This is a genomic window from Micromonospora sp. D75 (assembly GCF_018070405.1).
In the GTDB taxonomy this organism is placed as follows: domain Bacteria; phylum Actinomycetota; class Actinomycetes; order Mycobacteriales; family Micromonosporaceae; genus Micromonospora; species Micromonospora chalcea.
Map to the genome: position 1 here is coordinate 1 of NZ_JAGPXV010000124.1, position 11595 is coordinate 11595.

Sequence of the window (11595 nt, forward strand, 5' to 3'; positions counted from 1 at the left end):
GCCCCGGGCAGCTCCAGCACCGGGCCGACCGGCCCGGCCGGGGTGGGGGTGGGCGTCGCGGGCGGAGGCGCGGCCTGCGGTGGCGCCGGGCGGGGGACCGGCGCCACCGCCGGACCGGTCGGGGTGAAGATGGCGGTCATGACGCTGCCCTCCTAGCGGGAGTCGGACTTCTCGGTACGGGCCTCGACGGCGGCCCGGCCGGCGGCCAGCCGCGCCACCGGCACCCGGTACGGCGAGCAGGAGACGTAGTCGAGCCCGGCCGCGGCGAAGAACTCGATCGAGTCCGGGTCGCCGCCGTGCTCGCCGCACACCCCGACGGTCAGGTCCGGCCGGGCCGCCCGCCCCTCGGCGACGGCGAGGCGGACCAGCCGCCCCACGCCGGTGGCGTCGATGCTCTCGAACGGCGACACCGGGACGATCCCCCGTTCCAGGTACGTGGAGAAGAACGCCCCCTCCACGTCGTCCCGGGAGAACGCCCAGGTCATCTGCGTCAGGTCGTTGGTGCCGAAGGAGAAGAAGCGCGCCTCGGCGGCGATGTCCCCGGCGGTCAGCGCCGCCCGGGGCGTCTCGATCATGGTGCCGATCGGGATCTCCGGCGCGCCCGGCACCCCGGCCAGGACCCGCCGTGCCTCGTCCGCCACCGCGGCGAGTTCCCGCACGTCACCGACCAGCGGCACCATGATCTCCGGGCGCGGGTCACCGCCGGCCCGGACCCGCTGCGCGGCCGCCTCGGCCAGCGCCCGCACCTGCATCGCGAACAGGCCCGGCACCACCAGCCCGAGCCGCACGCCGCGTAGCCCCAGCATCGGGTTCGTCTCGTGCATCCGCCGTACCGCCGTCAGCAGCACGCCGTCGTGGCCCGGTTCCTCGCCGCGCGCCTGCGCGCCCGCCACCCGGGCGGTCAGCTCGGCGAGCGGAGGCAGGAACTCGTGCAGCGGCGGGTCGAGCAGCCGCACCGTGACCGGAAGCCCGTCCATCGAGGTGAGCAGCCCGACGAAGTCGGCCCGCTGCAACGGCAGCAGCGCGTCCAGCGCCGCGCCGACCTCGGCCGGTCCGTCGGCCAGGATCAGCCGCTCGACCAGTTCCCGGCGCTCGCCGAGGAACATGTGCTCGGTGCGGCACAGACCGATCCCTTCGGCGCCCAGCTCACGGGCCCGACGCGCGTCGTCCGGGGTGTCGGCGTTGGCGTGGACGCCGAGCGTGCGTACCGCGTCGGCGTGCCCGAGCAGCCGGTGCACGGCGGCGACCAGCGGGTCGGCCTCCGGCCGCAGCTCGCCGGTCAGGTACCGGGCCACCGGGGACGGCTGCACCGGCACCTCGCCGCGCCAGATCCGCCCGCTGGTGCCGTCGATCGAGATCACCTCGCCGGCGCGCACCACCTGCTCGCCCACCGTGAACTCGCCGCGCTCCACGTCGATGGTCAGCGCCTCGGCCCCGCAGACGCAGGTCCGGCCCATGCCGCGGGCCACCACGGCGGCGTGCGACGTCTTCCCGCCGCGCGAGGTGAGCACCCCGGCCGCGGCGATCATGCCGGGCAGGTCGTCCGGGTTGGTCTCCGGCCCGCCCAGGATCACCGGCCCGGCGGACGCCGCCGCGGCCGCCGAGTCGAACACCACCCGCCCGACCGCGGCGCCGGGGGAGGCGCCGACGCCGACGGCGAGCGGCTCGGGCGCGCCGGCGGCGTCGAAGGCCGGGAACATCAGCTGGGCGAGCTGCGCGCCGGTGACCCGGGTGAGCGCCTCGACGGCGGGGATCAGCCCGACCTCGGCCAGCTGCGCGGCGATCACGAACGCCGCCGCCGCGGTGCGCTTGCCGACCCGGGTCTGGAGCATCCACAGCTTGCCGCGTTCGATGGTGAACTCGACGTCGCACAGGTCGCGGTAGTGCCGCTCCAGCGTCGCCATGATCTCCCGCAGCCGGTGGAAGCTGACCGGGTCGAGGTTCGCCAGCTCGGTCAGCGGCACCGTGTTGCGGATGCCCGCCACCACGTCCTCGCCCTGCGCGTCGCTCAGGTAGTCGCCGTACACGCCGGGGGCGCCGGTGGCCGGGTCGCGGGTGAACGCCACCCCGGTGCCGGAGTCCGGGCCGAGGTTGCCGAACACCATCGCCATCACGTTGACGGCGGTGCCCAGGTCGTCCGGGATGCGCTCCTGCCGCCGGTAGATCCGGGCCCGCTCCGAGTGCCAGGACTCGAACACCGCGCGCACGGCCAGGAACAGCTGCTCGTGCGGGGCCTGCGGGAAGTCGTGCCCGACGTGCCGGGCGAAGATCTTCTTGTACGTGTCGACCAGGTCGCGCAGCTGCCCGGCGCCCGGCCCGCCCGGCCCGGCGGTGGCGCGCAGCGCGGCCAGCTCGTGCTCGAACTCGTCGCCCGGGATGCCGTGCACGGTGCGGCCGAACATCTGGATCAGCCGCCGGTACGAGTCCCACGCGAACCGCTCGTCGCCGGTGCGGGCGGCCAGCCCCGCCACGGTGGTGTCGTTGAGCCCGATGTCGAGGATCGTCTCCATCATCCCCGGCATCGAGTACCGCCCGCCGGAGCGCACCGCCAGCAGCAGCGGGTCACGCGGGTCACCCAGCCACCGGTCCAGCCGCGCCTCCACCTCCCGCAGGTGCGCGTTTATCTCCTCGTACAGCCCGGCCGGCGGCGCTCCGGTGGCCAGGTACGCCCGGCACGCGTCGGTGGTGACGGTGAACCCGGGCGGCACCGGCAACCCGAGCCGGGTCATCTCGGCGAGGTTGGCGCCCTTGCCGCCGAGCAGGTCGGCCTGGCTGCGGTCACCCTCGATGAAGTCGTAGACGTACTTCGACATGGTCCGGCCTCCTCGACTGCGTCGTTGCACCTCCTTGGTAACCGGGCCGGCCGGCCGTGCGGCAGGGCCGGACGGGACACACACCGGGCCGGAGGTCCCGACCGTGTCGGAGGGGGCCCGTATCGTTCCGGCCGTGACGAACGAGGTGCTGCTCCGTCCGGTGCGCGACGACGACCTGCCCGCCTTCTTCGCCCACGAGCAGGACCCGCAGGCGAACTGGATGGCCGCGTTCGGCCCGAAGGACCCGTCCGACCGGGCCGCGTTCGAGGCGCACTGGGCGCGCATCCGCGCCGACGCGCGCATCGTGAACCGCGCGGTCACCGTCGACGGCCGGCTGGTCGGTCGGGTGGCGGCGTTCCCGGTCGGCGAGCAGACCGAGGTCAGCTACTGGATCGACGCGGCGTACTGGGGGCGTGGCCACGCCACCGCGGCGCTGCGCGCGCTGCTGCGCGAGGTGCCGCACCGGCCGCTGCACGCCCGCGCCGCGAAGGACAACGCCGCCTCGCTGGCGGTGCTGCGCAAGTGCGGCTTCGTCGTGGTCGGTGAGGACTCCGGGTACGCCCCGGCGCGCGGTGCCGAGGTCGAGGAGTACGTGCTGGAGCTGCCCGCCGAGGGGCCTGACCAGGCAGACCGCTAGTCTCCCCGGGTGAACTGGCTGGAACTCGTCGGCTGGGCCGGCTCCGCGCTGCTGGTCTGGTCCCTGCTGCAGACCCGGATCCTGCGGCTGCGCGCGCTCAACCTGGTCGGCTGCCTCATCCTGATCGGCTACAACACCGCAGTGCAGGTGTGGCCGATGGTGGGGCTGAACGTGGTGCTCGCCGTGATCAACGTCTGGTACCTGCGCAAGCTGCTGGCCACCACCCCCGCCGACCAGCTCGCCGACCGCTACCCGGGCCGGGACCTCGGCGAGATCGGGCCGGCGGCGCTCACCTCGCCGGACACCCTGCTCGTCCTGGTCGGCGGCACCCCCGAGCAGGTGGGCGGGCTGGACCAGGTCCGCAAGGTCACCCGGCTCGACGGCAACAGCGCTCCGCTGCCCGGGGCCGCGGTCGACCTCATCCTCGGCGTGGTGGCGGGCGGACTGCTGTTCCCCGTACTCGTCTTCATCGGCACGGCGACCCGGCTCGGCGCCGCCCGCCGGGAGCAGCGGTTCGCCGCGATGCGGCTGGTCGGGGCCACGCCCCGGCAGATCTCGGCGGTCGCGGCCGTCGAGGCCGCGCTCGCGGCGGCGGCCGGCGCGGCGGCCGGCTTCGCGGTGTTCTTCACGTTCCGCAGCCAGCTCGCCGGCATCCCGTTCACCGGCATGCCGTTCTTCCCCGGGGACATGGCCATCGGTGCGCCGGAGGCCCTCCTGGTGGCCCTCGGCGTGCCGGCGGGCGCGGCGGCCGCGGCCTGGGTCGCGCTGCGCCGGGTACGGATCTCCCCGCTCGGCGTCACCCGCCGCGTCACGCCCCGGCCGCCCCGGGCGTACCGGCTGATCCCGCTCGCGCTCGGCCTGGCCGGGCTCGGCTTCGCCCTGGTGTACCGGCCGCCCACGTCGGACGGTCAGACCGCGCTGTTCCTGCCCGCGCTGCTGCTGGTCATGGTCGGGCTGATCACCGGCGGCCCGTGGCTGACCATGGTCGGCGCCCGGGCGATGGCCGCCCGGGCCGGCCGCCCGGCCGCGCTGATCGCCGCGCGCCGGCTCGCCGACAACCCGGCAGCCGGTTTCCGGGCGGTCAGCGGGGTGATGCTCGCGCTGTTCGTCACCACGGTGGCCGTCGGTGTGATGGGGACGATCACGTACGAGCGCGGTCCGGCGCCCCGGGGTTCCCTGGAGGCCGGCCGGCTGTCGATGGTGCTCACTGACGACCCGCCGGTGCCGGGCACGCTGCTGGCCGACCTGGCGGCGGTGCCCGGCGTCCGCAACCCGGTGCTCGTCCGGGAGAACCCGGTACGCGGTGACGGCCGCGACTCCGGGGTGATCGCCTGCGCGGACATCCCGCCCGCCTACGGGCGGTGTGCCGCCGGGGCGAGCGTCGCCGAGGTGCCGCCGGACCTGATCCCGTGGCGGGAGTCCGCCTCGGCCGACCGGATCTGGCCGTCGTCCCCGGTGGACCCGGCTGCCCTCGCGGGACTCCCGGCGGGTTCGGTGGCGGTCGAGGCGGAGGATCCGGTCGCGGTGGAGCGGGCCCGGACGGTCCTCGAAGCCGCGTTCCCGACGTTCTACGTGGCGCCGAACGTGCCCGGCGACTTCGAGGCCGACTTCGCCGACACCATGCGGGGCTGGCAGCGGCTGGCCGACATCGTCGTGGTGGCCGGTCTCGTGCTCGCCGGGTGCAGCCTGGCCGTGGCCGTGGCGGCCGGCCTCAGCGAACGGAAGCGGCCGTTCAGCCTGCTGCGGCTCAGCGGCGCCCCGGTTCGGCTGCTGCGCCGGGTGGTGGCCCTGGAGAGCGTGGTGCCGCTGCTGACCGTCGCCGTGGTGGCGGTCGGGATGGGACTGGTCGCCGCGCACCTGTTCCTGCGCGCCCAGATGCAGTACGACCTGCGCGTACCGGGGATCGGGTTCGCCGCTGTGGTGGCCCTCGGCGTGCTGGGCTGCCTCGCGGTCATCGCGGCCACGCTGCCGCTGCTGGAACGGATCACCGGCCCGGAGACCGCCCGCAGCGAATGACCCGTACGGTGGGCCGGTGTGTGCGGCCGGCCCACCGTCGCGGGCCTGGGGTTGTGTGGTTTTCCACACTCTCTTTTACTAAACGGTAACTTAAACTCCGGCCATGGACGACGCGATGCCGGGACGGCTGCCCGAGCGGGACCGCCCGTGGGTGATGCGCACGTACGCCGGGCACTCCTCCGCCGCGGCCACCAACGCGCTCTTCCGCCGCAACCTGGCGAAGGGGCAGACCGGCCTGTCGGTCGCCTTCGACCTGCCCACCCAGACCGGGTACGACCCGGACCACGAGCTGGCCTCCGGTGAGGTGGGCCGGGTCGGCGTGCCGGTGGCGCACCTGGGCGACATGCGGGCGCTGTTCGAGGGCATCCCGCTCGCCGAGATGAACACCTCGATGACCATCAACGCCCCGGCGATGTGGCTGCTCGGCCTCTACGGCACCGTCGCCGCCGAGCAGGGCGCGGAGCTGAGCCGCTGCGCCGGCACCACGCAGAACGACATCATCAAGGAGTACCTGTCCCGGGGGACGTACATCTTCCCGCCGGCGGCGTCGCTGCGGCTGACCGCCGACGTGATCGCGTACACGCTGCGGGAGATGCCCCGGTGGAACCCGGTGAACATCTGCTCGTACCACCTCCAGGAGGCCGGGGCGACGCCGGTGCAGGAGGTCGGCTTCGCGCTGGCCACCGCCGTCGCCGTGCTGGACACCGTGCGCGACTCCGGCCAGGTGCCGCCCGAGCGGATGGGCGACGTGGTCCAGCGGATCTCGTTCTTCGTCAACGCCGGGGTGCGCTTCGTCGAGGAGATCGCCAAGATGCGCGCGTTCGGCGCGCTCTGGGACGAGATCACCCGCGACCGCTACGGCGTGGCGAACCCCAAGCAGCGCCGGTTCCGTTACGGCGTCCAGGTCAACTCGCTGGGCCTGACCGAGGCGCAGCCGGAGAACAACATCCAGCGCATCGTGCTGGAGATGCTGGGCGTCACGCTGTCCCGCGACGCCCGCGCCCGGGCCGTGCAGCTGCCCGCCTGGAACGAGGCGCTCGGTCTGCCCCGCCCGTGGGACCAGCAGTGGTCGCTGCGCATGCAGCAGGTGCTGGCGTACGAGTCGGACCTGCTGGAGTACCCGGACCTGTTCGCCGGCTCGCACGTGATGACCGCGCTGGTCGACGACATCGTCTCCGGCGCCCGCGTCGAACTGGAGAAGGTGCTGGAGATGGGCGGCGTGGTCACCGCCGTCGAGTCCGGCTACCTCAAGAGCGCGCTGGTGGCCTCGCTCGCCGAGCGCCGTCGCCGGATGGAGTCCGGTTCGGACGTGGTGGTCGGCGTCAACCGGTTCACCGAGACCGAGCCGTCCCCGCTCACCGCAGCGGGCGCCGAGGCGATCGAGCAGGTGGACCCGGCCGTCGAGGAGGCGGCCACCGACGGCGTACGCCGGTGGCGGGCCGACCGGGACGCGGCGGCTGTCGAGGCGGCGCTGGACCGGCTGCGCGCCGACGCCGCCACCACGGCGAACCTGATGCCGGCGACGCTTACCTGTGTACGGGCCGGGGTCACCACCGGCGAGTGGGCGGGCGCGCTGCGCCAGGTGTACGGCGAGTACCGCGCGCCGACCGGCCTGGCCGGGGCGGTCGGAACGGCCGGTGACGCGACCCTCGCCGGGGTGCGGGAGCGGGTCGCCGCCACCGCGCGGGAGCTGGGCAGCGGCCGGCTGCGGCTGCTGGTCGGCAAGCCGGGGCTGGACGGGCACTCCAACGGCGCCGAGCAGATCGCGGTACGCGCCCGCGACGCCGGGTTCGAGGTGGTCTACCAGGGCATCCGGCTGACCGCCGGGCAGATCGTGGCGGCCGCCGTGGAGGAGGACGTCGACCTGGTCGGGCTCTCCGTGCTGTCCGGCTCGCATCTGGCCGCCGTGCCGGCGGTGCTGGACGGGCTGCGCGCGGCCGGTCGGGGCGACCTGCCGGTGGTGGTGGGCGGGATCATCCCGGCCGCCGACGCCGAGGCGCTGCGGGCCGCCGGGGTGGCCCGGGTGTTCACGCCGAAGGACTTCGCGCTCACCGGCATCATCGACGAGCTGGTGACGGTGATCCGCGAGGCCAACGCCCTGTCGTGAAAGGAAGGGCCCCTTATTAACGCCTCCGGTAGAGAAGGGGCCCCTTCTTAACACCCGCGCGCGAAAGCGGCGCCTCCATGCGGACGGCGCCTCCGGACGGGTGGGTCAGCGGCTCTGGTAGGTCATGCAGTCGGCCATGTCCATGTCGGGACCGACGGTGATGGCCGGGGCGTGGCACTCCAGGTCGGCGTTGTGCCGGCAGTCGGCGCGCGAACACGCGCCGACCTGGGCGACCAACTGGTCGAGGCCGCCGCGCACCGGCATCTCCACGAACGTGTGGCAGTGGGCGTGGTCGCTGCTGCCGATCGTGATGGCGAACGCGTGGCAGTCGTTCGTGTGGTTGTAGGCGCAGGACCGGACGGCGCACTCCTGGACCCGGGGCATCTCCAACGACGCGGTCATCTCCCGTACCTCCTTGGGTTTCTTGCCCCGATTTTAGAGGTTTCGGGAGCCCGCGCGGGTCAGACGCGGAAGCCGGCCGCGCGGGCCGCGGCGCGTTCCCGTCGCCGCTCCCGGCGGCGGCGGAACAGCCACGGTACGAAGAACACCAGGCCGAGCAGGAACACCAGGACCAGCACCGGCAGCAGCAGCGCCACCACCGACATGACGACGCTCGTCGCGTCCTCGGCGGTGCTGGCCACCGGCGCGCCCACCCCGGCGGTGGTCGCGTTGATGACCGGCCGGGCGGCGGCCTTGAGCAGGTGCACGCCGAGCGCGATGAGCACGCCGACCACGACCGGCACCCACTGGTGCGAGGAGAAGAACGTGTCCGGGTCGCTGACGGTGACGGTCTCCGAGCCGGCGCCCGCGCCGAACGCGAGCCCGCCGGCGGTCGGCCGGACCACCGTCTGCACCACGTCGTTTACGTGGTCGACCACAGGCACCTTGTCGGCCACCACCTCGACCGCGAGCAGGACGGCGAGGATCAGCACCACCCAGCCGTTGCCGAGCCACTGCCAGCCGCTGGGCAGCTCGACCAGGTCGGTGTAGCGGGACAGCAGCCCCATCAGCAGCAGCGGGATGTAGGCGTTCAGGCCCGCCGAGGCGGCCAGACCGGAACCGGTGAGGACTTCGAGCACGATCTCAATATGGCACCGGTACGCCAGTGGCGCTCGTCGGCGTCCGCCGGGGCCTCGGCTACCCTCGGCGGGTGCGGTTGGTGATTGCGAAGTGCTCAGTGGACTACGTCGGACGGCTCTCGGCCCACCTGCCCCCGGCGACCCGGTTGCTCATGGTGAAGGCGGACGGCTCGGTGTCGATCCACGCGGACGACCGGGCCTACAAGCCGTTGAACTGGATGAGCCCGCCCTGCCGGCTGGAGGAGGCGCCAGGCGTCTGGCGGGTGGTCAACAAGGCCGGCGAGGAGCTGCGCATCACCCTGGAGGAGATCTTCCAGGACACCTCGTACGAGCTGGGCGTGGACCCGGGCCTGCGCAAGGACGGCGTCGAGGCGCACCTGCAGGAGCTGCTCGCCGCGAACCCGGAGACGCTGGGGGAGGGCTTCACGCTGGTCCGCCGCGAGTACATGACCGCGATCGGGCCGGTCGACCTGCTTTGCCGCGACGCGGTCGGCGGCGCGGTGGCGGTGGAGGTGAAGCGGCGCGGCGAGATCGACGGCGTGGAGCAGCTCACCCGCTACCTGGAGCTGATGAACCGGGACCCGCTGCTCGCGCCGGTGGCCGGTGTGTTCGCCGCGCAGGAGATCAAGCCGCAGGCCCGGGTGCTCGCCACCGACCGCGGCATCCGCTGCGTGGTGGTCGACTACGACAAGCTGCGCGGCATCGAACGCGACGAGCTGACGCTGTTCTGAGGCGCCGCCTCAGCGGCCCCGGCCGTACATCAGCTTGGCGATCTTGACGATGCGGGCGATGTCGGCCGGGGTGCGCTCGAACGTCATCGCCGGCAGCAGCGACCGGGCCCGGCGGCGGGTGACCGACTTGGGCCGGCCGAACTCGCGCAGCCCCTCCTCGCCGTGGATGCGGCCGATGCCGGACTCGCCGACGCCGCCGAACGGCAGCGTCGACATGCCGGCGAAGGTCAGCGCCGAGTTGACCGAGGCCATACCGGAACGCAGCCGCCGCGCCACCGCCACCGCCCGCGCCCGGCCGAAGACCGAACCCCCGAGCCCGTACGGCAGCGCGTTGGCCCGCTCGACCGCCTCGTCCATGTCCCGGACGCGATTGACGACGAGCGTCGGGCCGAACGTCTCCTCCTGCACGGCGGCCGAGTCCTCCGGCACGTCGACCAGCACGGTCGGGTGCACGTACGGCGGCTGGACCGCCTCCGGGCCGCCCAGCACCGCCCGGCCGCCCCGGTCGAGCGCGTCGTCGATGTGCCGGCGGATGATGTCGATCTGCGACGGCATGGTGATCGGGCCGAGGTCGGTCCCGTCGGGGCCGACAGTCAGCCGCCCGGCCTTCGCCACCACCTTCTCGACGAAGGCGTCGTAGACCTGGTCGACGGCGTAGACCCGCTCGATGCCGATGCACGTCTGACCGGCGTTGGTCATGCCGCCCCACACGCACGCGTCGGCGGCGGCGTCCAGGTCGGCGTCGCTGTCCACGATCATCGCGTCCTTGCCGCCGGCCTCCAGCAGCACCGGGGTGAGCGTCTCCGCGCAGGCGGCCATCACCCGCTTCGCGGTGGCGGTCGAGCCGGTGAACGCGACCTTGCCGACGCCGGAGCGGCACAGCGCCGCGCCGACCGCGCCGAAGCCGTGCACCACCTGGAACACCGGCTGCTCCGGCACCACCTCGGCGAACCTGTCGACCAGCCACTGGCCGACCGCCGGGGTGTACTCGCTCGGCTTGAAGACCACCGCGTTGCCGGCCGCGAGCGCGTACGCGGCGGAGCCGATCGGGGTGAAGACCGGGTAGTTCCACGGGCCGATCACGCCCACCACGCCGTACGGCTGGTATTCCAGGTGGCCGGAGAACTCGGCGAGGACCAGCCGGGAACGGACCCGGCGCGGCCCGAGCACCCGCTGCGCGTTGCGGGCCGCCCAGTCGATGTGCTCCAGCGCGGTGAGGATCTCCACGACGGCGTCACCGACCGGCTTGCCGCCCTCGGTGTGCATCAGGTCGGCCAGTTCCTCGATCCGCCGCGCGAGCACGCCACGCCAGCGCTGGAGACGGTCCCGCCGGCCGGCGAAGCCGAGCCCGGCCCACCAGTCGCCGGCCGCCCGGGCGCGGTCGACCGCGGCACGCACGTCCGCCTCGGAGGCCAGCGGGAAACTGCCTGCCTCGGCGCCGGTGGCCGGGCTGGTCGACACCAGCCGACCTTCGGAGATGAGCGGGGCGCCCGGCACATGCACAGCGGTCATGGCCGAAGTCTAGACCCGAGGATTACTCGCCGGTAGGTGTCGCACGCGCCGTACGCTGCGCGGACGATCAGCCCTCGCATCGACGGAGATGCCGTCCGAAACGGCGAACGGGAGATGACCGGCCGGGGTCGCGGGGGTGACCGCGCGGTGGTGCAAGCCACTACGGTGAGGTGGCAGGCTGACGCCGCGGGGCGATGTGGGGTGGAGGTCGACTGTCCATGGAGGAGCATCCTGAGCTGATGCCGTTGCTGACGGTGTCCGGCGGGGCGATGCGGGGGCTCACGTTCCGGGTCGGCCAGGACGCGCAGGTGATCGGCCGGGCGCCGACCGCCGACATCGTGCTCGCCGATCCGCACCTGAGCCGGCGGCACGCCACCGTCCGGGCCACCCCCGAGGGGGTGCTGCTCACCGACCTCGGCTCGACCAACGGCACCTGGCTCAACGACACCCGGGTCACCGGCAGCGTGGCGATCGCCGACGGCGACGTGGTCCGGCTCGGCCGCACGGATTTGCGCCTCTACGACCCGGGGGTGGCCCGCACCGACCCGGTCGGGATGAGCTTCGGCGCGCTGCGCCGCGACCAGCGTCCCACCCTGCCGCTGCCGGTCCCGGCGCCCCGCCGGCCGATCGAGGCGCGCGAGGCGCAGCCGGCCGACGTGAGCTAGACCTCGGGCATCCGCTGGACCCGCGGGCCACTGAG

Annotated in this window: 9 protein-coding genes and 1 pseudogene; 6 read left to right on the forward strand and 4 right to left on the reverse strand. The window is 73.9% G+C overall.

The genetic code is table 11. From position 1 onward, the window contains the following. Window positions 1-152: 152 nt before the first annotated feature. Window positions 153-2813 (reverse strand): pyruvate, phosphate dikinase, encoded by a 2661-nt coding sequence (gene ppdK / locus KBX39_RS10565; protein WP_210870271.1) that lies wholly within the window; start codon window positions 2811-2813, stop codon window positions 153-155. Between the two features lie 133 nt (window positions 2814-2946). Between ppdK and KBX39_RS10570 the strand changes: the two genes are divergently transcribed. From KBX39_RS10570 to KBX39_RS10585, 4 genes and pseudogenes are all read left to right on the forward strand, one after another. Further along, window positions 2947-3450, forward strand: a complete 504-nt coding sequence (locus tag KBX39_RS10570; RefSeq protein ID WP_113973125.1) for a GNAT family N-acetyltransferase — start codon at window positions 2947-2949, stop codon at window positions 3448-3450. A gap of 9 nt (window positions 3451-3459) precedes the next feature. Beyond that, window positions 3460-3666: pseudogene (locus KBX39_RS10575) on the forward strand (hypothetical protein); the annotation flags it as partial. A gap of 216 nt (window positions 3667-3882) precedes the next feature. Further along, window positions 3883-5466 (forward strand): FtsX-like permease family protein, encoded by a 1584-nt coding sequence (locus KBX39_RS34035; protein WP_312247079.1) that lies wholly within the window; start codon window positions 3883-3885, stop codon window positions 5464-5466. Window positions 5467-5569: 103 nt separating this feature from the next. After that, the gene (locus tag KBX39_RS10585) at window positions 5570-7573 is read left to right on the forward strand and encodes a protein meaA (protein WP_210870273.1); all 2004 of its coding nucleotides are present in this window, start codon (window positions 5570-5572) and stop codon (window positions 7571-7573) included. A gap of 105 nt (window positions 7574-7678) precedes the next feature. Here the strand turns inward: KBX39_RS10585 and KBX39_RS10590 are convergent, their stop codons facing one another. Both KBX39_RS10590 and KBX39_RS10595 read right to left on the reverse strand, forming a co-directional pair. After that, entirely contained in the window at window positions 7679-7975 is a 297-nt protein-coding gene (locus tag KBX39_RS10590) for a DUF1540 domain-containing protein (protein ID WP_043328704.1), read from the reverse strand. A 59-nt stretch (window positions 7976-8034) separates the two neighbouring features. Continuing rightward, entirely contained in the window at window positions 8035-8652 is a 618-nt protein-coding gene (locus KBX39_RS10595) for a DUF4126 domain-containing protein (protein WP_043328707.1), read from the reverse strand. A 71-nt stretch (window positions 8653-8723) separates the two neighbouring features. Here KBX39_RS10595 and nucS point away from each other — a divergent pair, with 71 nt between their 5' ends. Further along, on the forward strand, window positions 8724-9383 hold the full coding sequence (nucS, locus tag KBX39_RS10600; protein WP_030503891.1) for an endonuclease NucS: 660 nt from the start codon (window positions 8724-8726) through the stop codon (window positions 9381-9383). A gap of 9 nt (window positions 9384-9392) precedes the next feature. On the opposite strand, the gene KBX39_RS10605 is transcribed toward nucS, so the two are convergent. Continuing rightward, window positions 9393-10895: an aldehyde dehydrogenase family protein gene (locus KBX39_RS10605; RefSeq protein ID WP_069087239.1), complete on the reverse strand. Its 1503-nt coding sequence runs from the start codon at window positions 10893-10895 to the stop codon at window positions 9393-9395. A gap of 218 nt (window positions 10896-11113) precedes the next feature. Here KBX39_RS10605 and KBX39_RS10610 point away from each other — a divergent pair, with 218 nt between their 5' ends. After that, a complete protein-coding gene (locus tag KBX39_RS10610) occupies window positions 11114-11560 on the forward strand; it encodes an FHA domain-containing protein (RefSeq protein WP_043328712.1) in 447 nt (148 codons plus the stop codon). The last annotated feature ends 35 nt before the right edge of the window (window positions 11561-11595 follow it).

Excerpts from the sequence above, each read along its gene's own strand:
- ppdK (WP_210870271.1), bottom strand. The coding sequence starts at position 2,813 with ATGTCGAAGTACGTCTACGACTTCATCGAGGGTGACCGCAGCCAGGCC.
- KBX39_RS10585 (WP_210870273.1), top strand. The coding sequence starts at position 5,570 with ATGGACGACGCGATGCCGGGACGGCTGCCCGAGCGGGACCGCCCGTGG.
- KBX39_RS10590 (WP_043328704.1), bottom strand. The coding sequence starts at position 7,975 with ATGACCGCGTCGTTGGAGATGCCCCGGGTCCAGGAGTGCGCCGTCCGG.
- KBX39_RS10605 (WP_069087239.1), bottom strand. The coding sequence starts at position 10,895 with ATGACCGCTGTGCATGTGCCGGGCGCCCCGCTCATCTCCGAAGGTCGG.
- KBX39_RS10610 (WP_043328712.1), top strand. The coding sequence starts at position 11,114 with ATGGAGGAGCATCCTGAGCTGATGCCGTTGCTGACGGTGTCCGGCGGG.